This is a genomic window from Aeromonas sp. S13(2024) (genome assembly GCF_041402405.1).
GTDB lineage: Bacteria > Pseudomonadota > Gammaproteobacteria > Enterobacterales > Aeromonadaceae > Aeromonas > Aeromonas veronii.
On sequence record NZ_JBGLRA010000013.1, the window covers coordinates 93,964 to 114,194 of the forward strand.

A 20,231-nucleotide genomic window follows, 5' to 3' on the forward strand; every position below is an offset into this window, starting at 1 on the left:
CAGCCAACAGAATCAGATAGATATCAGTGTAGGCAATCTATCTTGCCAAGTCCGGTGCCAATTAGCCAATTCACTGCGCGGCATCGGGCGGGCAGAGAAAAATCCCTGACAGAGGTCGCAACCGAGTTGGGCCAGCACTCGCCAGGTCGCCTCATCCTCTACCCCTTCCGCCACCGACTTCAGCCCCAGCTTGCGGGCCAACTCGATACTGGACTCGATGATAGCCAAACGTGACGGATCGGCATGGCAGCGATCGACGAAAGAGCGATCCAGCTTGAGTTCGGTGAACGGCAACAGTGCCAGCTGCTGCATCGAGGAGTAGCCGGTACCAAAATCATCGATGGAGAGGCCAAAACCATGCATCCTTAGCCGGGTCAGCACCTCCAGAGACTTGCCCAGATCCTGCACGAATGCGCTCTCGGTCACCTCGAGGGTGATGAGCTCAGGATTGATACTCCAGCGCTTGCACTGATCAATCAATAAGTTGCAAAGCTCCCCTTCAATGAGTGAGGTGGTGGAGAGGTTCATCGACAGATTGAGTGACAACCCGGTTTCCTCCCATAAATGGCCATCACTCAGAGATTTGCTGATGATCACCTCGGTCAACGGATCGATAAGCCCGTTGTGCTCCGCCAGTGAAATAAAACGCCCGGGAGGGATCAGGCCAAACTCGGGGTGTTGCCAGCGGGCCAACGCCTCCATCCCGACCCACTCGCCGGATGCAAAACTCACCTTGGGCTGATACCAGGGCAGCAGTTGATCTTGCTCGATCGCCCGACGCAACTCATCGAGTCCTATTCTGTGCCCCTCTTCTTCTCTGACTGGTTCCTGCCGGGGTGACCAAGCCTGGATAAGCCGCTGGAGCTGCTGCGGCGTTGAGGGTTTCTCTAGGCGACCGAGCACCTGCAAGCCATAAGCGGTACTCATACGCAATACGGCTTCGACCACATCCCCCTCAAGCGCGCTGGAGAGGATAATGCCGCCCTGAAAACCACCCAGCGACAGGCGGCGCAACAGCGCCATGCCATCCATTCCGGGCATTCGCAGATCGCAAAACAGGATATCGACGTTGTGTTGCTGGCTAAGCGCCAACGCCTCGACACCATCAACCGCTTCCAGCAGATTCGGGTAACCCAGGCTGCGGATCTGGTGCAGCAGCGCCTTGCGCTGAAATCCATGGTCTTCCACGACCATGATGACCAACTCATGTTGTGCTTTTTTCATCGAGCCATAATCCAATGTCGTGGGCAATCGCCGTCATCAACCTCTGCACTGTGCTGACCAGATCGTCGAGCTCGTCGAGCCGCTTCAATCGCGCAGTCGATTCCAGCATGGCAGCCTGGCTGGCAAGCCCCTCCAACCCGACCATTCTGGCAGCCCCCTTGATCCGGTGGGCGGTCTCTACCAAGGCGCTGGCATCATGACAAATCAGCGCTGCCATCATGGCCTCGCCATCCTGCCGGTTGGAATCGAGATACTCCACCGCCATGGCTCGCGCGGTCAGCTCGTCACCAAATAGCGCCAACCAGCGCTCAGCCTGCATGCCTGTAGCCCCAACAACGGGCGCAACCGCGCTTCTGGTTGGCGTCCTCTCTGCCAGCCAATGGGCCAGCATCTGGCGCAAGATATCCAGCGGGTAGGGCTTCAGTAACATGTCACTCATGCCTGCCTCTACCATACGAGCACTCGCCTCTTCCGACGTATCTGCCGTTACCCCTATGATGGGGGCCGTCACTCCCGCAGCCCGCAGCGCCTTGGTCAGGGCATAACCATCCATCACCGGCATATGGCAATCAGTCAGCAGCAGGGAGAATTGCTGTCCCTGCCAGGCCCGCAGAGCCTTCTCGCCATCTTCCACGACCTGAGCCTCGATACCAAGAATGGCTAACTGCCGTGCCAGCAAGGCACGATTGACCGGATGATCATCGGCCACCAGTACTTTGCCACCCAGCTTCTCTGCAAGCGCAGGGAGGATTGGTGTGACCCGCTCCTGTAGCAATTCGTGGCAGCTCTCCAGCAGAAGATCAGGATAGAGAGGAGATAGACCCAGGCGCCACCATTTTTGTTCACCAATCCGCCCCCGTAACGCCTCATCGGGTGACGCTATGATCCCCTTCAGCGCAGAGTGTTGCAGCCAGCTTTGCCATTCCCCCCCAAGCGCTTGCTCAAGCCACCGTTGATCGGCCAACAGCAACCCTTCCAGTGAGCGACTGAGCTCACTGGCCCCCAAGTACCTGAGCTTGGCCCCCTGCCGTACCATGGCCGCTTCGAGATTGGTGTCATCGCAGAAAAACCACCATTCTGTGTCAGCCAAAGCAGGGGGATCCCACTGCGGATTGGTTAGCGGCACGGTAAAGCGGAAGCTGGAGCCCTCCCCTGCCTTGCTGGTCAGTGTCAGTGCCCCCCCCATTTTGCATACCAGCTGCTCACAGATTGCCAACCCCAAGCCGGTGCCACCAAAACGACGGTTGATATCTGACTCCACCTGCTCAAAAGGCGTGAACAGCAGCGCCTGCTTCTCTTCGGCGATCCCGATACCGGTGTCACTGACACTGATGGTCAGTTGCTCGCTCAGGTAGCTGACCTGGATAGTAATCCCCCCTTGTTCGGTAAACTTCACCGCATTATTGAGCAGGTTGGAGATGACCTGACCGATACGCACCCCATCGATGTCGGCCCAATCCGGCACATGATGCTCCCACTCAAGCACCACGTTGAGCCCCTTGTTATGAGCCAGTGCCGCGTGGCCACGAATGGCATCGCAGATCACCGTTTGCAACCGGCTGCTCTGGTAATTCAACTGCAACTGACCCGCTTCTATCTTGGAAAAATCGAGGATGTCATTGACCAGATAGAGCAGGTTATTGGTCGAGGTGACCACATTGCGCACCATAAAACGCTGGTCGTCGTTGAGCTCGCTCATTTGCAGCAATTCGAGCATGCCATGCATGCCTGAAATGGGAGTGCGCAGCTCATGGCTCATGGTTGCCAAAAAGCGGCTGCGAGCCTGCATCGCCTGCTCGGCATAGGCGCGAGCTTCGCGCAGCTCATATTCCTGTTGCTTGAGGGCAGTGATGTCCTGAATCACCCCGTTAAGGATCAGTGCCTGCTGCTCCTGTCTGACAAAGTTGCCACGCACTTGCAGATAGCGATCTCCATCAGGTCGCTCTACCTTGACCTCCAGATCGAGGGGCGCCAGAGTCTCGGCATGATTGGCCACCTTGCTGACAAAATCCTGCAGCGCCTCTTCGGTAAAGCCGAACACCTCACCACCCGATTCGGCATTGAACAGATCCTGCCGGGAAGCCCCGAGGATCTCGCTGGCCCCCTGAGAAGCATACAAAAACCGCCCCTTGCCGGGTCCTTGCCACAAATACTGATAGACCACCCCAGGCATGCTGTCGGTAATCTGGGTAAGGCGATTTTCAGCCTGACGGGCGCGCTCCTCCGCCTCTTTGATCCGGCTGACATCGGTCAGTACTGTCAACACCCCCAGCATATTGCCATCGGGATCGCGATAAGGACGTTTGGCATAGATAACATGGCAGGGCGTGCCATCTGCTCGCAGGTTGCTCCCTGCCCCCTCCAGATCCTGTCCGGTCTGCCACACCCGGCGCTCTTCTTCCAACACACTGTTTCTGAGTGTCTCTGGCATGTTTTGCAGCTCCTCACTGCTACTGCCAGCACCGAGGAAAGCATCGCGATAGGCCTGATTGCACAAGGTGATCCGCTGCTCGCTATCACGTAGCGCCACCATGGTTGGCAGTGAGTTGAGCAAGGTCTGCACAAACAGCAACTGTTCGTTCAGCTTGTCCTCTGCGATTTTCCGCTGCGCAATCTGGCGACGCAAACTGCGAGCCCAGAGCATCACCAGCAAACCGCTGACGAGCAAGGCGCCCCCCCCTATAGCCAACCACTTGTAAATCAGGGTGTAATCAGACTCGATATTGACCGACACATTGAGCCAGCGTCGCTCCAGCAGCTGCCACTCCTCATCCGTGATGGTCAGCAGCAACTTGTCCATGATGCGGAGCAACTCGGGCTGAGCATTGTCGACGGCCATACTGATAGGTACGGAAAATTCGGGAGAGCTCAGCACTACCTGATACTTATCATTGAAACCCTTCATCGCCTGCTGTCCCAGATTGGTCATGGTCAACAGCACATATTCGACTCGCCCAGTGTCAAGCAAGGTCAGTAAATCGGCATCTTTGCCTACTTCGATAATATTGGCGCCCAGCGCGTGAATGAGAGAGGCTTCGTAAGAACCCGTCACACCACCAATCAGACGCCCTTTCAGCTCGACCAACGACTTCAGCGGGCGAGCACCGTGTCTGGCTACAACATAGCTGTCGAACTTCAGATAGGAGGAGGTAAAAGAGGCAAAGGACTGACGATCCTTGAGCGGTGTCATCAAGGGAATAAGGTCCACTTTGTGCTCTTTCAGCAGTTTAAGTGACTCCTGCCAGGTATTTGTCGACACCAGCTCAAAGCGGATCCCGGAGCGCAGACTCAACAACTTCATCAGGTCTGCCGTATAGCCATGCAATTCACCTTCGTCATCAATTTCGCTGATGCCGGCAAATCCGGGGGCAACGGCGAACTTGATGACCTTGTTTCTCTGCTTCAGCCAACTAGCCTCATCTGGTTCCAGCAACAGACCTGCGTTGGCGCGTTCATTTTTCTGATGCAACCGTAATCGTGAGTCTGCAACGGGTATCCGTTGATATGCCTGCCAAAGCTTCTCGCTCAGCTCTGGCTGGCGGGAGCTGGTCGCTATCGTCAGCGTGCTGCCAGAAAGCCACCCAGGAGCGACAACCCCCATTGATGCAGGCATTCTCTCCATCTTGAGGGAAACAATGGGTTCCAAATCAAGATATGCATCGACAGCGCCCAGCTTGACCATATAGGTCGCCTCAGTGCGGCTCTCCAGCTCAGTTACATCAGAGATCCCCAAACGAGCCAATTCATTACAACTGCCAAACCCGCGAATACAGACCCAGCGTAACTTGCGCGCCTGCTCCAGGGTCAATCGCTGATCCGGGGTATGCATTAAAATGGAGCGAGCATAAGAACCGATACTGCCAATATGGTTTATCCCCTTCAATTCAAGAGCATTACGTTCAACCCCGATTAATGCATCGATCTGGCCGCCTTGGAGAGCAATCTGGGCATCTACGTAGGAGTTGTAGGAGATATAGCGCAGGGACACGCTCATTTCGGCTGCAATGCGCGAGGCCAACTCCTTGAGCGGACCGGCATAACGCTGGTTGGGGAGTTGATAGATGAAAGGGGGATAACCACCACGGGGAACCCCGACCAGCAGCTCCTTTTGTGCAGAGATTTCGTTACTTGTGCTCTCATCTTGCGGCTGGGGAGCCGCAACAGCCAACATGCCTGAAAACAACAGCAAAATGGGAAGAAAAAGCTGACGAAGGAGTGGCATAAGGTCTTGTCCTGATGAGTAAAACAGATAGGGCTGCCACCTCTAATCTTGCAGATCCTGACGACGCAAGGCGAGAAAACAATCGCAGCTGTTACAAAGAGGGCGGAGAGGATAATACTGAGTCACCAACATGTGAACTTGGAATCAACCATAAGATGGAAAAATGGCAGGCATTCAGCCTGCCATTTCACTAGCGAGGGGGATCTTATTCTCCCCTTCGCGATCAGGTTATTCGATTCCCGAGGCGGAAGCCGGTTTGATACTCCCGCTCGCGAACGAGGGCGATTTGACCCTGATATCCTTCCAGCCCGATATCCCTGAGCAGGGCGGGCGACAGATTGACCTGCACGAGACGACGCTCGACTCGGGCAATCCTTCTCTGGACCAGGGATTCAACACTGCGCAGTAAAACCAGTTCGATAGACATGACATTCTCCAGTTGAACATGCGGTTCTCCCGGAGAAAGTGGATATCACCCTGCGGGACGAACCGCGGGTGATAAAAAGACAGGGGTTACCTGTTTACGCCACGCGGTAAAAGAGCACGAGATTTCACGCCGCACGCAGTGCCGCGAGAGAATGCAATATTGAGCATCAGATGTTGCATTTTCGTCTCCTTACCGGGTAAAAGTTGAACAGGTTGCAGAAGTCTAAAAAATATCCGAATTTAAAACAAGCCTCTTGCGACTCCTTTTTAAACGTTTTTACGGCATTTTATGCTGCCCGACAGGGATCTTGGGGCATCAGATCCCCGAGAGTAGCCGGTACTCTTCCAGTACATAGGTATCCGTCATGCCGCTGACATAATCGAGCAGCAGCCGCACCCGGTAATACCACTCCTGCTCGTTCTGGCAGGCAAAACGCGGATCCGGGGTGGCGATCGCCAATCGATAGGCCTTGAGATGGCGGGCCGAGAGGCGGTGATAGAGGCGGCGCGCAAAGAAAAGCGTCTGACTCCCCTCCCCGGCCAGCAGACGAGCAAACTGTGGCGCTGGCAGCGCCAACAGACAGGCATAACTGGTCAGCACCCCGCGCAGCGCCGCATACCCCTCCAGCTCAAGCGCTTCCACCTCGGGGCGCATAAAGACCAGCTCACGGGCCACCCGCTTGAGGATATCGAGCACCCGCGCCGCCGGCGCCTGGCCATGCAGCAGCGCTTGCGGATAGGATCCCTGCAAAATGGCCTGATGTTCGCTGACATAGCTCTGCGCCGCCAACGCCACCAGATCCCGGGTCAGTTGCTGGCGAAAATGGGGGAAAAAGCCCCGACCACTGGCAAGCGCCTCATCCAGCAAGGTGCCCATGTAGTCACTCTGGTCAGCGGCCCGCAGTGCCGCCAGCAGTTCACCCTGAGTCAGGATCCTCCGATCTACCGCATCTTCCAGATCGGCGATGCAGTAAGAGATGTCATCGGCCGCCTCCATGATGTAGACCAGCGGATGGCGACAGCCGGGGGCCAATCCCAGACTCTGGCCGAGGGCACTGTAGAGCGGCTGCTCGCTAAAGAAGATGCCTCGTTTGCTGCTCCAGCCATGATGCTGGCCATAGCTCACCCCGGGTTGCGGCTGCTGCGGGTATTTGCAGAGCGCCGCCAGTTGTCCGAGCGTCAGGTTGAGCTCGTGCAAGCTGTGCACCAGCCGCAGACTCTGGGCGTTGCCATCAAACAGTTGCAGGTCCTGACGCAATTCCGCCCACTGGGCCGAGGGGGGCTGCGCCAGCGCCTGCTGATAGAGGAGATCGAGCATCTCGCCGAGCCACTGGCTCATCACCTGCTCGCCAAAGTGGCCAAACGGCGGGTTGCCCACGTCATGAAGCAGGCAGGACATCTCCACCAGATTGATAAAGGCCCCTTCACAGACCATCCCGGCAGGCAAGGCGGCCAGAATACGACGGCTGATCTGGCGACCGGTCTCCTGCACCTCCAGCGAGTGGGTAAGGCGACTGCGCACCGAGGCCTTCACATCGAGCGGAAAGACCTGGGTCTTCTGCTGCAACCGGCGCACCGGCGCGGCCTGCACGATACGGGCGCGATCCTGCTCGGTCGCCTCCAGCAGCTCCTCGTCCCCCCAGGGGTGGATGCGCACGGGGGTAATCAAACGGCTATACATCTCGCAGCTCCTTGCCAGCAACTTCCATCAGACTCAAGACAACCTCCAGCCTCAAGACAGCAACCAGCGCCGCAGACGGGCAATATCGCCCGGATATTCCCGGCGCAGCGTCTCAATCCAGTCTTCCACGTTTTCCCACCAGGCGGGATGATCCGGGCTCTGGATCAGCTGTGCCGTCTGCTGCAATCGGCGCAGGCCAATGGAGCCTGCCGCCCCTTTTATCTTGTGTGCCTCTTCCACCACCCCAGCTTGATCCTTGGCAATCATGTTGGAGTCGAGCACTGCCATGTAGTCCGGCATCATCTTCTCGAACAGATCGACGCTGGAGAGCAGCACCGGCTTACCCACGGTATCGGCGTAATCGGTGAGGAAGGGGATATCCAGCAGGGCATCCTGATTGCCCGCATCAGCCTGCTCGTCCGCTTCATCCTCGGCCAGATCGGCAAACAGGTGACCAATCACCTCCCGCACCGCTTTGGAGCCAAGCGGCTTGTTGATCACATCCTGCATGCCGTGATCTCGGTAGTACTGGCGATCGCCGGTGGAGTTGGCGGTGAGCGCCACCATGGGTGGCAGGCTGTCGCCATAACGCTCCAGCAGGGTTTTCGCCACATCGAAGCCGGTCATGTCCGGCAGCTGGATATCGAGCAAAATGAGGTCGAAATCATCCGGATTGGCCATCGCCAACGCCTGGGTGCCGTCCCGTGCCACCTGCACCTGATGACCCAGCTTGCCCAGCAGGGCGCAGGCCACCGTCACGTTAAGCTCCACATCCTCCACCAGCAGGATATCAAGGGAAGGCATCTCCTCCTCCTGCTCTGGCAACACTGGCTCGGCGCAAGCTACCTCCAGCTCGGCGGTGAAGCAGGAGCCTTCGCCCGGATCGCTGTCCACATAGAGCTGCCCGCCCATCGCCTGCACCAGCTGACGGGAGACCGCGAGGCCAATGCCGGTGCCGGTGGCGTGTTTCTTGCCCTGCACCTGATAGTACATGGCGAAGATCTTCTCCTGCTGGGCGCGCGGGATGCCGATACCGGTATCCTCCACCTCAAAGTGCAGGGCCAGCTTGCCCGGCTCATCGGCGGGATGGGAGAGACAACGCACGGTGACGCCCCCCTCATCGGTAAACTTGACCGCGTTGCCCACCAGATTCCACAGCACCTGACGCAGGCGGGTACCGTCAGCCATCACAAATTGCGGCATGTCACCATCCCGATCGAAATGGAGATAGAGCCCCTTCTGCTCCGCCTGAATGCGCGACAGGGTCTCCAGCTCGTCGAGGAAGGCAGGCAGGTCGATACGGGTCGGTGCAATTTCGAGACGACGGCGATCCAGTTTGTCCAAGTCGATGATGTCGTTGAAGATATTGCCAAGGGTCACCGCACTCAGGTGAATGGTCTTGAGCTGCTGATGCTGCTTGGGATCGAGGGGGGTATCCATCAGCATCCGGCTTAAGCCCACGATGCCGTTGAGCGGGGTGCGCAACTCGTGGCTGATGGTGGAGATAAAGGTCGTCTTGTCGCGACTCGCCTTCTCAAGCTTGTCCTGATACTGCTTGCGCTCGGTGATGTCGCGGCCAAAACCAAGCAGGCCGAGTCGCTTGCCGAAGCGGTCGAAGAAGGGCACCTTGCGCAGCTCGAAGTAAGCCTTGCGGCCATCGGGATACTCTAGCCACTGCTCGTAGGTGAGCGGCTCGTTGCTGGCAAAGACCTGCTTGTCGGTCTCCACCACCTTGTTGGCGATCTCCTGCTTGTAGACATCGAACGGGGTCAGACCGATCAGCTCGGCCTCCACCTTGCCGGTCAGCTCCTCCATGGCGCGGTTACAACCGGAAAACTGCTCATCCTCGTTGCGGTAGTAGACCAGATCGGGGGAGCAGTCGATAAAGGAGCGCAGCAGGGCAGTACGCTCCCCCAGATGAAGCTGGGCTTTCTCTCGCTGGAACACCTCGTTCTCGAGATCCTCGATGGCCTGCAGACGCAGGCTCTCGGCCCGGTTGGTCTCGGCAATCTGGGCATTGAGGCGGCTGATGTTCTCCTGCAGCTGGGTATTGAGCTCCAGATCCCGCTCGCGCATATCTTGCAGCTTGCGCACCATCCGGCTCAGTCGCTGACGGGAATCCTCCAGCTGATCCACCACGATGGAGAGAAAATAGACCGCCCAGGGGGTCACCAGCAGGCCAAAAAAGACCGAGCGAACGAAGTCGATCACATCGATATTGCCGCGCAGGAACAGGGTCACCCCCATCTGGATGGCGACCGCCAGCACGATAATGCCCGCCGCCAGGAACATGCTAAAGCGCACCAGTCCCAGCTTGGTCATCAGATCGACATAATATTGCGCCCAGGATTTAATCTGTTTCATCTTATTGTTTTCCCCCGATATTCGCGGTACAGAATACCAGCACAACCGAGTGAACTCTTCTTAATCTCGCACAATTAATTAACGATTCGCCGAATGAAATGAGTGGGTTAGGATAATTGGCAATATTGAGTCAGTTGCCATTAAGGTTTTTTCTTTATACTCACCGGCCGAAAAAATTCACCACCATTTAATTTAGGAGTTATCCGATGCGCAACACCACCTTGCTGGGCCTGGGCCTGCTGGTCGCAAATAGTGCTTATGCTGATTTGGGTGAAATTCCCAAGGAGTCTGGCTGGTCCGGTTTCCTGCTTGGCGGGGTCAGTGTCATCAATTACGAATCAAATTTTTATAGTGGTGATGATGAAAACCGCCGCCTGAGCGGACTGGGCAGTGCCGAGAGCAGCTCCGCCGTTGCCCCGCTGCTCAACGCCGATATCCGCTACACCTTTGCCGATACCCGCACCCAGGTCTTCCTCGGTAACCTGATCCAGGATGCCATCCGTTTCGACTTCACCCAGCAGCTCGGTATCCGTCAGGAGATGAGCGACAAGGGCATCGTAGCTGGCTCCGTAGTCTTTAATGCCATGCCGACCGAGCAGTGGAGCGATCCCTTCGCCGTAGGCGTTGATCGCCAGTCGACCGATATCAAGTCAAAAGGGGTTCGCTTCGCCTGGGACAGCATCTGGGGTAGCAACTTCAATGGCAGCCTGACCACCCGCAACATCGAGGTGGATGAGGAGCGCAGCGGCCAGCAATACGATAAGGATAACCAGACAAACTATGCGACCAAGCTGGATCGCAACGGCAAGATCCACGCTCTCGACCTCTCCTACAAATGGCAACTGGCACCCGGTCAGATGCTGGAGCCAGCCTTTATTTACCGCCAAGCCGATCTGGATGGCAGCGCCCAAAGCTACAAGAGCAACGGCCTGCAGTTGACCTACGGCATGCGCGCTTCCCAGTGGTCTTTCGTCAGCAACGCCTATCTGGGCCAGACCAAATATGATGAGGCCAACCCGATCTTTGGCCAAAGCGCCGACTCCGACGAGTTTGCCCTGACCGGTACCTTCTTCTGGCACCGCCTGTTCGGTATCGCGCCGCTCTCCGCAACCTTTACTGCTGGCTATGCCAAGTCCGATTCCGACATCAACTTCTACGATTCTGAATCCGTAATGTTCAACACCGGCCTGCTCTACAACTTCTAACAACTGTTGTGCGCACGTATACAACAAGGCCACCCGAAGGTGGCCTTGTTGCTATCCAGCGTTTGACTCAAATACCCAGAGAGTCGAGCAGATCGTCGTGATCGTTGGCGACCGGGGCCGCAGCCTGAACCGGCTTGGCGGCATCCTGCTTGGCCTGGGCGATCAGCGCATCGGGATCCAGCTCTTCATGCTCCATCCCCTCATTGTGGATGCGAATGAACTCGGTTTTGTCCATCGCCAGCTCCAGATAGAAGATGTTGTTGCGGGCGGTGAAGAAGGTAACGCGGCGGGACTCCGGGCTGTCGAGATTGGTATCGACGCTCAGCATCACCTGCTTGTTGAGCGCCAGCATCTTCGGCTGGTTCTGGGTGATGTGGGTCTGCAGATCCCGGCCCACCTTGACGGTAAAGCTGCCGACGATCTGGTTCATCAGCTCGCCCATCACGTTGCTCACCTCGTCAGAGGTGTGGGAGATGGCGAGATCCTCCTTGGAGAGCCCCATGCTCAGCATGTAGCTCTCGTACAGCTCCATAGCGGCGGCGGCGGAGAAGTTGATCACCACCAGACCGGAAAAACCGCCATCGAACAGCACGAAGCAGCCGATATCCGGCTTGAGGCAGGTCTTGCTGATCCGCTGCACCATGCCGGAAAACCGCACCTGACTCATGGTCGCGGCACTCAAAACGTCCGTCACCGAGTTGCACAGGCTGAGCAGCACATCCTCTGTGGTCAATACGGCATCGTCATCGGATCTTGTCACTATCATGGGACCTTCCTGAACATCGAAAATGGGCTTATCTATACCATAACTCTAACAGATGGCGCGGCCCGGAGACTGAAATAGCGACACGCCTCTCAGTTGACTCCGTTATCAGCAGCCACAGGGGTGAAACCGCTCAGCTTGGCGAGCCGGGCACGCCATATATCGGCCTGCTGGGCCAAAACTTGTGGCTCGTAAGGCACGACCGGATGAGCACCCCAGATGGGGCCTGGCCAGGCGCGATCCGTCGCAAAGCGGGCGACATGGTGAAGGTGGAGTTGCGGCACCAGATTGCCCAGCGCTCCGATGTTGATCTTGTCCGGGCTGAGGGCCTGCTCCATCAGGGCGGCGACGGCGCAGGACTCTTGCATCAGCTGTTGCTGCTGCTCCGGCGCCAGATGGTGAATTTCCCGCAGGTTGGCTACTCGCGGTACCAGGATCAGCCAGGGATACTGGCTGTCTTTGGCCAGCAAGACACGGCAGAGGGGCAGATCCCCGAGCCACCGGGTATCTGCCTGCAGGCGTGAATGCAATTCAAACATGAAAACCTCGTTGAGTACGATGAACAGAGCGCCTGAAAAAAGGAGTGTCCACGTTACTGCAACGGGCGGAAAACTTAAAGCTGTGGGACGGCCCAACCGATAAAGCGCTTGCGCAGGGCCGGATCGGCCTGGAGGAACAGCTGCTGCAACTGCCCTTCCAGCTCGCTGGCGGCCACAACGGGTTGCGCCCCGGAGAGCGTAGCCGTTGGTTGTGTAGTCACAGCGACGGCCGTCAGCGCCGCCTTGCCGCCGCTGCGGTTGTATTCAGCCAGTTTGCCGTTCCAATCCACCCCAAGCAGCATGCCGCTGGTCACCAGCGCATCCTGCTGGATGGCAAGCGCGCGGCCATTCTCCTGCAACGCCACCACAGGAGCCTTGGCATAGGCCTGCATCCCCCGCTCGTCCCCCGGTACGCTGGCCGTCAGCTGCAAATGCTGATTGCTGCCCTGATAGCGCACCACCTGCGGCTCGGAGCGTATCTGCCGATCATTCTCGCTGCTGCTGCGGCTGGGGATCACCCCCTCGAAGCGCACCAGCAGTTGCTGTTCGCCATCCGCCAGGGTGGCATGCTGCTCATCCTGCAAGGTGCCGTTGCTCACCGCGAGGATGCGGAAATTCTCCGGCACCTTCACTTCCACCATGGCCTGTACACTGCCTGCCCCCAACACTGCACAGAGCAGCACAAAACCGGTCAACCCTCTATTACTCTTCATTCCCGCAGATCTTCCTGATGCCGATGATGGGCGCAGGGTAGCAGTCGAAGATGACAGAAAAATAACGCCGCTCAGAGCAGGTAGTGGGGGCGCTCGGCAAACCACTGGGCCAGCACCTGCTTGAACAGCCGGATCTTGCGTGGCACCCGCCGCTGCTGGGCATGCAGCACATGAAGCTGATGCAGCCCGCTCTGCCACTCATCTAGCACGGTCACCAGCTCTCCTGCCGTCAGCAGCGACTCCACCAGCATCAGCGGGCACTTGGCATAGCCCATACCGGCGCGCGCCAATTGCAGCACGGTGCTGTAGTGGTTGGCTCGCACCTTGCCCTGCACCAGAATGTGGGCCTCTTCCCCCTCACGGATAAAGTGCCACTGCTCCCAGGCCGGATTGTGCCCCTGCAACAGACAGCTGCGCCCGCTCAGCTCATAGGGAGTGGCAGGACGCCCCTCTCGCGCCACTAGTGCGGGGCTCGCCACCACCACATCCTTGAGCCGACCGAGCGGCAGGGCCACCAGATTGTCCGGCACCTCGTTCATGGCGCGCAGGGCGATGTCGTTCTCCCCCTGACTCATGTCGACCATCTGGTTGGTGAAATTGAGTTCCACCTCCACTCCCGGACAGAGCGCGGCAAAGCTGGCCAGCAGCTCGCTCACCATGCGATCGCCGGTACTGACCGGGCAGGTAAAGCGCAGCCGTCCGCCATCCTCTTCGGTCAGCGCCTGAATATCCTGCTCCGCTTGCCGCGCCAGCGCGAAGATCTCCCCCGCCTGCTGGTAGAGGGTCTTGCCCGCCTCGGTCAGGCTGAGGCGGCGGGTGGTGCGCTGCAACAGTTGCGCATTGAGGGAGGCCTCCAGCGCGCTGACGTGGCGGCTCAGCATCCCCTTGCTCACTCCCAGCGTATCGGCAGCGGCCGAGAAACTGCCGCGCAGCACCACCTCATAAAAGCTGGCCAGATGGGCGATATCCATCATTAGCTCCAATATGGAAACAATTGGTTTATTGTACGCGCTTTTTCGCATTTTCTGTTGCGCTAGAATCAACACATCCCAACCAGGAGTGATGCAGATGAAAATTGTGATTGTGGGTGCCTCCGGCACCGTCGGCTCCGCGGTCAGTGAACTGCTTGCCAAAGATCATCAGGTGATCCGGGTCGGCCACAGTCGTGGCGATGCCACGGTCGACATGCGCGATCCCGCCTCCATCAAAGCGCTGTTTGCCCAAGTAGGCCAGTTTGATGCGCTGGTGGTGGCCAGCGGCAGCGTGGCCTTCAACGGCCTGACCGAGATGACCGACGAGCAGTGGCAGGTGGGACTGGAGAGCAAGCTGATGGGCCAGATCAACCTGACCCGAGCCGCCATTCCCTATCTGACTGACAAGGGTTCCATCACTTTGATCAGCGGTATTCTGAGCGAGGAGCCGATAAACTGGGGCGTGAGCGCCAGCACAGTCAACGGCGCCATCGATCACTTTGTGAAAGCGGCCGCCTGCGAGCTGCCAAGGGGCCTGCGCATCAACGTGGTGAGCCCTACCGTGCTGGCGGAGTCGATGGACAAATACGCCGACTTCTTCCCGGGGTTCGTGCCGGTGCCCGCCGCCAAGGTGGCGCAGGCTTACAAGAAGTCGGTGCTGGGCATCCAGACAGGTCAGGTGTTCAGGGTCAACGGCTGATCGCCGCTCGCTTGCCGCCAGACCAGCAATAAAAACGGGCCCCATAGCGGGGCCCGTCTGTTTATTTGCCTCAATCTTTCGCCACCAGCAAACGTTTGTTTCTGGGCGACAAAAAAAGAGAGCAACCCTTAGTCGATCAGACCGTACTGATCGCGCAGCACCTCGATGATCTCCTGCTTGGGATTGGCAGAACGCGCCAGCTTGTGGCCGATGATCTTCTCGGCGATCCCGACATAGGTGTTGGAGATATCCATCATCACTTCGGTAGGCAACTTGTTGTCGCGGGCCAGGGCAAAACGTTCCGGCATACGGTTCTTGTTGAGCAGGATGTCCGGATCTGGGAAGTGGTTGAGCAGCCACTGACGGAAACCCTCTTTGGACTTCTCGACAATCTGACCGTCGCGCAGGGCCGCGCCATCCCAGATACGGGAGCTGTCAGGGGTGCCCACTTCATCCATGTAGATCAGCTTCTCGTTGCCGGCGGCATCGTGGACGTAACCAAACTCGAACTTGGTATCGACGAAGATCTGATCCAGCCCGGCCAGCGCGTCGCTGATGACGTTGAAGCCCTCTTTGAGCAGCACTTCGTAGCGGTCGATGTCGGCCGGTTTGCTGAAGTTGAAGCCTTTATAGTGGCGCTCGATATCGGCACGGGAGACGTTGACGTCATCGGCTTCCGGCACGCCATCCAGCCCTGTCAGCACGCCCTTGGTAGACGGGGTGATGAGGATTTCCGGCAGCTTTTGATCCTTTTTGAGCCCTTCCGGCAGGGTGATGCCGCAGAACTCGCGCTCGCCATCCTTGTAGGCACGCCACATGGAGCCGGTGATGTACTGGCGGGCAATCGCCTCGATCATCACCGGACGGGCTTTTTGCACGATCCAGACGAAGGGGTGCGGAATATCCAGAATGTGGCTGTCGGCCAGTCCCTTCTCCTTGAACAGCTTGAACCAGTGGCTGGAGATGGCATTGAGCGCAGCCCCTTTGCCCGGTACGCCGTTCAGGCCATCCACACCTTGCCAGATGCAATCGAAGGCCGAGATGCGATCGCTGATCACCATGAGGGCGAGGGGCGCATCGGCCGGCACATCATAGCCTTTCTCTTTTATGAGCCGGGCACTGTCTTCGGGGGTCAACCAGTAGACGCTGCGCACTTTGCCGGAATGGACAGGTTTATCGGTACGGATCGGCAAATCGTCATTCACCGCCAATACTTGATCTGCAAGACTCATGGCTAATAACACTTCCTGTTTGTGGGGGGTAAACATCGCGAGTTACTCACCTGCGCGCTCTGTTTGCAACGGGCTGGCAAGGGGGCTCGCATCATCGAAAACCGCTCGGAATCCCCGCGTTTTCAGGGGGATTCAGATAACAAAACAGGGGCACAAGGCCCCTGTATTTATTCTGCTTTTGCTGCTGCCTGATCGGCCAGCCCTTTGGCGAACGCCTCGGACAGGCTGATATACATCTGGGAGATAACCCCGGACGATACCGGCTTCTTGTCCTTGTCGAACAGGGTGATGGAGGTCTTGCCTCCCGCCATTTCGCCAAGCTGGAAGCGGTATTTCTCCTCCTCCAGTTTGAACGGCTCGCTCCCTTTCGCCTTCCAGAACTCGGCACCCGGCTCTTCGTACTCGGCGTCGATCCAGCCCAGTGACTGCTGGGTATCCTTGATGGCGAAACCGTAAGCGGGCAGTACCTGATTGAGGCGACGCCACACCTGATCAAAGGAGCCTTCGGCAATCCAGGCGCTCAGCTCGTTGTTGTCCAGACCCAGTTGCAGACCCATGCCATCGTTGGACTTGTGCTGCTCGCGGGCTTTCAGCTGGCTGTCGTAATAGAGAGAGAACTGGTTCAGCACTCGCGCGGCATAGCGCTGGGCATCGGCAGGGGTCAGCTTGTTGCTGGTCTCGCCGTCGATGGTCTCTTCGTGATCCAGTACCCGGACCGACATGTTGACGGCGTGGCGCTGGGCATCGTTGCGCACGGTGAACTGGTAACGCTGACGGATTTTGAAGTCTTCGTCATCTTCACCCCAGCCATCGAGAGCGACCGTGTTGTCAAACCAGCCGGTCTGCAATACGCCATCCTGCTGATCCAGCTTCTCGGTGGTGACCTTGTATTTGGCCAGGAAGTTCATCAGGAACGACCAGGTATCGCGCTCCACGCTCTGGCTGGTGCTCAGGGCATAGAAGGCAACGGTCGGTTCGGTTGCGGTCTGCACCACCTGACTGCCCGGTACCACGGTCAGCAGTTGAGCGGGTGGGCGCACATCGACCTGGGCGCCGAGGGCACCTTCACGGCTGCTCTCGGGAAGCGGCGGGATATCGTACTGGCTGTTGAAGGTGGGGGCACTCAATCCTGCGGGGATCAAGAACGCGCGGCCCTCGAGGCGGGCATCTTCATAACCGAAGTCGCGGTTGGCCATTTTGCGATCCTGGGGGGTGCTGCAACCGGCCAATACGGCCACAGTCGCAACGCTCAGCACCAGACGGGCTCTATTTCCCTTTCCATTAGATTTAAACACTCGCCATCAACTCCGCTGTGGTCAGTGCTCGCGCCATCAGCTGTTCGCCCTCGGGGGTGAGGTCAACCAGCGGCAGGCGCAAGGTGGCTGTTGCAATCAACCCCAGTTGGGCACAGGCCCATTTCACCGGGGTGGGGCTCGGTTCGCAGAACAGAGTCTTGTGCAACGGCATCAAGAGATTGTTGATGTCATGCGCCTGCCCGGCATCACCGGCCAGCGCAGCACGACACATGTCGGCCATCTGGGCCGCTGCAATATTGGTGGTGACCGAAATCACGCCATCGCCACCTTGCAGCATAAAATCACAACCAGTGGCATCGTCGCCACTGTAGAGAGCAAACTCCGGCCCGCACAGCTCGCGCAGCAGCGGGGTGCGGCTCAAATCGCCGGTTGCCTCTTTCAAACCGATAATGCCGGGAACCTTGGCCAGACGGGCCACGGTCTCCGGTTTGAGATCGCAACAGGTGCGACCGGGCACATTATAAAGAATTTGGGGCAGACCACTAGCCTCGGCGATCGCACAATAGTGGCGATAGAGACCTTCCTGAGTGGGCTTGTTGTAGTAAGGAGTCACCGAGAGACCCGCCACCACGCCGGTTTTGGCCAGTCGCTTTGCCAATTCAATGGCATGGGCGGTATTGTTGGAGCCGCAACCGGCGATGACGGGAATGCGTCCAGCGGCATACTCAACGGTCTTTTCAACGACGGCGATATGCTCCTGCTCGCTCAGGGTCACCGATTCCCCAGTGGTACCCACCGCAACAATGGCGCTGGTCCCGGCGCTGACATGATAGTCGACCAGCTTGGCCAGACTGGCCCAATCGACTTCACCTGAAGCCAGCATGGGGGTAACGAGCGCAACAATACTACCGCGTAACATGGACTTTTCTCCCGATTTTCAGGGGCGTAATGGTAAAGCTGACCCCTTTGAAAAACAAGGGAGAGAGGGGGCAAGCCGTGATACCATCCGGAACAAAAAGTAATGGACGAAAGTCGGCAGCGTCCCTCAGGGAGTGGTCATCAGGGCCGGAGGGTTGGCTTGCCAGCGCGGCTTTCGCAACGAAATAACGGACGAGAGAAGATTTATGACTCACTACCTGGTCGTAACGGCCATCGGCACGGACAGGCCTGGCATCGTCAATGAAGTGACCCGCCACGTCAGTGGCTGTGGTTGCAACATTGTGGACAGCCGCCTTGGCATCTTCGGCAATGAATTTACCTTTATCATGCTGCTCTCGGGCGACTGGAACAGCATGATGCAACTCGAAATCAGCCTGCCCCTGCGTAGCCAGGAGTGGGATCTCATCACCATGATGAAACGCACCGAGCGCCACCAGTCCCTGCAGTATGACGTCCGCGCCAGTGCCGACCTGTTGATCCGCGACGAGCCCGGCATCGTAAGCCAGTGCACCCAGTTCTTCAGCGAACATGGCTGGAATATCCAGGCGATGCAATCCATGACCCTGGAGCAGCAGCCGTTCAACCTGCTGAAGATCAGTTTTCAGCTCAATCTGGCCAGAGAGGGTGAAGTAGAAGGTTCGCAAACCGCCTTCGCCGAATTCTGTCGCCAACTGGGTGCCGAATCGTTCGAGTTTATCGTCAATCGCAAACACGCCTGAGGGCGTTTTACCCGAGGAGACCCCATGCAACCACTACAAGCTGGCAGCCCCGCCCCCGATTTCTCCCTGCCCGACCAGAATGGCAATCAGGTCAGCCTCGCTGGCCTGCGCGGCAAGAAGGTGCTGGTCTATTTCTACCCCAAGGCGATGACTCCCGGCTGCACCACCCAGGCCTGCAGCCTGCGCGATGTGAACGCCGAGCTGGCCGCCCTCAATGTGGTGGTGCTTGGCATCAGCCCGGACCCGGCCAAACGGCTGAAAAAGTTCGAAGAGCGGGACCAGCTCAACTTCACTCTGCTGGCCGATGAGGACCACGCCGTCGCGGATGCCTTTGGCGTCTGGGGCCCGAAGAAGTTCATGGGCAAGGAGTATGACGGCATTCACCGCCAGAGCTTCCTGATCGACGAAGAGGGCAAGATTGCCCACCACTTCGACAAGTTCAAAACCAGCGATCACCATCAGGTGGTACTGGATTTCCTCAAGGGATAATCCTCCCCTGCGTCATTGAAAGGCCTGCTATGCAGGCCTTTTTTGTCTGGTCAGCAGCCCCTTGCCAGCGGATTTTTCTCACCAACTCCCCCGCCCAGATCAAAAAATTCATTTTATATATGGGTTAACGTGACCCCAGAATCATCTTCCAGCGAGATATCCCATGAACATGAGCAACACTGAGCGTTTGATCCTGAGCAACCAGTACGAAATTCTGGCGAAACTCAACCCGGAGAAGGCGGACATCTACCAGCGCGCCAGCACCATCATCGAGCGCGGCTACTGCCTGCAGATCCTCGAGCTGGAGAAGAGCTTCGGCCATCTGGATCTGGCTACCTGCCAGGAGGTAATCGACACCCTGGAGCTGCACCACGCACTGGCCATCTCATGGGGCAATCTGGATGCCGCCGATCAGGGCGAGATCAATGCCAGCCGTCTGGAGTTCAACGGCTACAGCCGCAGCCAGGAGCGTGAACTGGCTGACTACGTCTGCTTCCTGCTGGAGGTGGACAAGCGCTTCCCCGAGCTCAAGTGCCCGTGCGACGAGCTCTCCAGCGACATCGCCATGCGCGACAAGTACCAGCGGATGCTGACTGTATGGCGCCAGTGTCCTCGTCAGTACAAGCTCTCCATCCAGGAGATCCGCAAGGTACTGGCAGCGTGATCCGCACACCGACCTGTCTAGTCCTGAAATAGGTTTACACATTTTCAACTAGCATTTCTCTACTCAGAACCCCCTATGTACCGCATCGGGGGTTCTGTATTTCAACGCATGATGCGGCCGCTCC

The 20,231-nt window shown here is 57.9% G+C and carries 17 protein-coding genes; 5 read left to right on the forward strand and 12 right to left on the reverse strand.

Features of this window, described 5'->3' with window-relative positions; translation table 11 throughout:
- Positions 1 to 12: 12 nt before the first annotated feature.
- The 5 genes from ACB042_RS16435 to arcB all read right to left on the reverse strand — a co-directional run bounded on the left by ACB042_RS16435 (position 13) and on the right by arcB (position 9,917).
- Positions 13 to 1,224, reverse strand: coding sequence for an EAL domain-containing protein (locus ACB042_RS16435; RefSeq protein WP_371178737.1), 1,212 nt, complete (start codon positions 1,222 to 1,224; stop codon positions 13 to 15).
- Positions 1,205 to 5,446 (reverse strand): ATP-binding protein, encoded by a 4,242-nt coding sequence (locus ACB042_RS16440; protein WP_371178738.1) that lies wholly within the window; start codon positions 5,444 to 5,446, stop codon positions 1,205 to 1,207. Before ACB042_RS16440 ends, ACB042_RS16435 begins: the two co-directional genes overlap by 20 nt.
- A gap of 223 nt (positions 5,447 to 5,669) precedes the next feature.
- Positions 5,670 to 5,873, reverse strand: a complete 204-nt coding sequence (locus ACB042_RS16445) for a hypothetical protein (RefSeq protein WP_005349248.1) — start codon at positions 5,871 to 5,873, stop codon at positions 5,670 to 5,672.
- 315 nt (positions 5,874 to 6,188) lie between these two features.
- Positions 6,189 to 7,553 (reverse strand): dGTPase, encoded by a 1,365-nt coding sequence (gene dgt / locus ACB042_RS16450; RefSeq protein ID WP_236296099.1) that lies wholly within the window; start codon positions 7,551 to 7,553, stop codon positions 6,189 to 6,191.
- A 51-nt stretch (positions 7,554 to 7,604) separates the two neighbouring features.
- The gene (gene arcB / locus ACB042_RS16455; protein ID WP_005339096.1) at positions 7,605 to 9,917 is read right to left on the reverse strand and encodes an aerobic respiration two-component sensor histidine kinase ArcB; all 2,313 of its coding nucleotides are present in this window, start codon (positions 9,915 to 9,917) and stop codon (positions 7,605 to 7,607) included.
- 206 nt (positions 9,918 to 10,123) lie between these two features.
- Here arcB and ACB042_RS16460 point away from each other — a divergent pair, with 206 nt between their 5' ends.
- Complete coding sequence (locus ACB042_RS16460) at positions 10,124 to 11,122, forward strand: DUF2860 family protein (RefSeq protein WP_371178739.1); 999 nt, start codon at positions 10,124 to 10,126, stop codon at positions 11,120 to 11,122.
- A gap of 67 nt (positions 11,123 to 11,189) precedes the next feature.
- Here ACB042_RS16460 and ACB042_RS16465 read toward each other — a convergent pair whose 3' ends face one another.
- From ACB042_RS16465 to ACB042_RS16480, 4 genes are all read right to left on the reverse strand, one after another.
- A complete protein-coding gene (locus tag ACB042_RS16465) occupies positions 11,190 to 11,888 on the reverse strand; it encodes a DUF3334 family protein (protein WP_021231953.1) in 699 nt (232 codons plus the stop codon).
- A gap of 89 nt (positions 11,889 to 11,977) precedes the next feature.
- Positions 11,978 to 12,424 carry an HIT domain-containing protein gene (locus ACB042_RS16470; RefSeq protein ID WP_005358267.1) on the reverse strand — a complete coding sequence of 149 codons (447 nt, stop codon included), beginning with the start codon at positions 12,422 to 12,424 and terminating at the stop codon, positions 11,978 to 11,980.
- Between the two features lie 74 nt (positions 12,425 to 12,498).
- Positions 12,499 to 13,137, reverse strand: a complete 639-nt coding sequence (locus tag ACB042_RS16475) for a DUF2057 domain-containing protein (protein WP_371178740.1) — start codon at positions 13,135 to 13,137, stop codon at positions 12,499 to 12,501.
- A gap of 71 nt (positions 13,138 to 13,208) precedes the next feature.
- Positions 13,209 to 14,108, reverse strand: a complete 900-nt coding sequence (locus ACB042_RS16480; RefSeq protein WP_371178742.1) for a LysR family transcriptional regulator — start codon at positions 14,106 to 14,108, stop codon at positions 13,209 to 13,211.
- A gap of 97 nt (positions 14,109 to 14,205) precedes the next feature.
- Between ACB042_RS16480 and ACB042_RS16485 the strand changes: the two genes are divergently transcribed.
- Positions 14,206 to 14,808: a short chain dehydrogenase gene (locus ACB042_RS16485; RefSeq protein WP_021231956.1), complete on the forward strand. Its 603-nt coding sequence runs from the start codon at positions 14,206 to 14,208 to the stop codon at positions 14,806 to 14,808.
- A 128-nt stretch (positions 14,809 to 14,936) separates the two neighbouring features.
- On the opposite strand, the gene ACB042_RS16490 is transcribed toward ACB042_RS16485, so the two are convergent.
- From ACB042_RS16490 to dapA, 3 genes are all read right to left on the reverse strand, one after another.
- Positions 14,937 to 16,040 (reverse strand): phosphoribosylaminoimidazolesuccinocarboxamide synthase, encoded by a 1,104-nt coding sequence (locus ACB042_RS16490; RefSeq protein WP_181269940.1) that lies wholly within the window; start codon positions 16,038 to 16,040, stop codon positions 14,937 to 14,939.
- A gap of 167 nt (positions 16,041 to 16,207) precedes the next feature.
- Positions 16,208 to 17,335, reverse strand: a complete 1,128-nt coding sequence (bamC, locus tag ACB042_RS16495; RefSeq protein ID WP_371178741.1) for an outer membrane protein assembly factor BamC — start codon at positions 17,333 to 17,335, stop codon at positions 16,208 to 16,210.
- The gene (gene dapA / locus ACB042_RS16500) at positions 17,328 to 18,215 is read right to left on the reverse strand and encodes a 4-hydroxy-tetrahydrodipicolinate synthase (RefSeq protein ID WP_005349232.1); all 888 of its coding nucleotides are present in this window, start codon (positions 18,213 to 18,215) and stop codon (positions 17,328 to 17,330) included. The genes bamC and dapA overlap by 8 nt, the downstream gene beginning before the upstream one ends.
- Positions 18,216 to 18,420: 205 nt before the next feature.
- On the opposite strand from dapA, the gene ACB042_RS16505 reads away from it, so the two are divergent.
- The 3 genes from ACB042_RS16505 (at position 18,421) to ACB042_RS16515 (ending at position 20,107) form a co-directional block, all read left to right on the forward strand.
- Positions 18,421 to 18,954, forward strand: coding sequence for a glycine cleavage system protein R (locus ACB042_RS16505; protein WP_005349229.1), 534 nt, complete (start codon positions 18,421 to 18,423; stop codon positions 18,952 to 18,954).
- 24 nt (positions 18,955 to 18,978) lie between these two features.
- The gene (gene bcp / locus ACB042_RS16510; protein ID WP_005358255.1) at positions 18,979 to 19,443 is read left to right on the forward strand and encodes a thioredoxin-dependent thiol peroxidase; all 465 of its coding nucleotides are present in this window, start codon (positions 18,979 to 18,981) and stop codon (positions 19,441 to 19,443) included.
- 163 nt (positions 19,444 to 19,606) lie between these two features.
- On the forward strand, positions 19,607 to 20,107 hold the full coding sequence (locus tag ACB042_RS16515) for a YfbU family protein (protein ID WP_058057224.1): 501 nt from the start codon (positions 19,607 to 19,609) through the stop codon (positions 20,105 to 20,107).
- Positions 20,108 to 20,231: the final 124 nt, after the last annotated feature.

What these genes read in the sequence shown, in the direction of transcription:
- ACB042_RS16435 (WP_371178737.1), bottom strand. Translation starts at nt 1,224, where the DNA reads ATGAAAAAAGCACAACATGAGTTGGTCATCATGGTCGTGGAAGACCAT.
- ACB042_RS16440 (WP_371178738.1), bottom strand. Translation starts at nt 5,446, where the DNA reads ATGCCACTCCTTCGTCAGCTTTTTCTTCCCATTTTGCTGTTGTTTTCA.
- ACB042_RS16445 (WP_005349248.1), bottom strand. Translation starts at nt 5,873, where the DNA reads ATGTCTATCGAACTGGTTTTACTGCGCAGTGTTGAATCCCTGGTCCAG.
- dgt (WP_236296099.1), bottom strand. Translation starts at nt 7,553, where the DNA reads ATGTATAGCCGTTTGATTACCCCCGTGCGCATCCACCCCTGGGGGGAC.
- arcB (WP_005339096.1), bottom strand. Translation starts at nt 9,917, where the DNA reads ATGAAACAGATTAAATCCTGGGCGCAATATTATGTCGATCTGATGACC.
- ACB042_RS16460 (WP_371178739.1), top strand. Translation starts at nt 10,124, where the DNA reads ATGCGCAACACCACCTTGCTGGGCCTGGGCCTGCTGGTCGCAAATAGT.
- ACB042_RS16465 (WP_021231953.1), bottom strand. Translation starts at nt 11,888, where the DNA reads ATGATAGTGACAAGATCCGATGACGATGCCGTATTGACCACAGAGGAT.
- ACB042_RS16470 (WP_005358267.1), bottom strand. Translation starts at nt 12,424, where the DNA reads ATGTTTGAATTGCATTCACGCCTGCAGGCAGATACCCGGTGGCTCGGG.
- ACB042_RS16475 (WP_371178740.1), bottom strand. Translation starts at nt 13,137, where the DNA reads ATGAAGAGTAATAGAGGGTTGACCGGTTTTGTGCTGCTCTGTGCAGTG.
- ACB042_RS16480 (WP_371178742.1), bottom strand. Translation starts at nt 14,108, where the DNA reads ATGGATATCGCCCATCTGGCCAGCTTTTATGAGGTGGTGCTGCGCGGC.
- ACB042_RS16485 (WP_021231956.1), top strand. Translation starts at nt 14,206, where the DNA reads ATGAAAATTGTGATTGTGGGTGCCTCCGGCACCGTCGGCTCCGCGGTC.
- ACB042_RS16490 (WP_181269940.1), bottom strand. Translation starts at nt 16,040, where the DNA reads ATGAGTCTTGCAGATCAAGTATTGGCGGTGAATGACGATTTGCCGATC.
- dapA (WP_005349232.1), bottom strand. Translation starts at nt 18,215, where the DNA reads ATGTTACGCGGTAGTATTGTTGCGCTCGTTACCCCCATGCTGGCTTCA.
- ACB042_RS16505 (WP_005349229.1), top strand. Translation starts at nt 18,421, where the DNA reads ATGACTCACTACCTGGTCGTAACGGCCATCGGCACGGACAGGCCTGGC.
- bcp (WP_005358255.1), top strand. Translation starts at nt 18,979, where the DNA reads ATGCAACCACTACAAGCTGGCAGCCCCGCCCCCGATTTCTCCCTGCCC.
- ACB042_RS16515 (WP_058057224.1), top strand. Translation starts at nt 19,607, where the DNA reads ATGAACATGAGCAACACTGAGCGTTTGATCCTGAGCAACCAGTACGAA.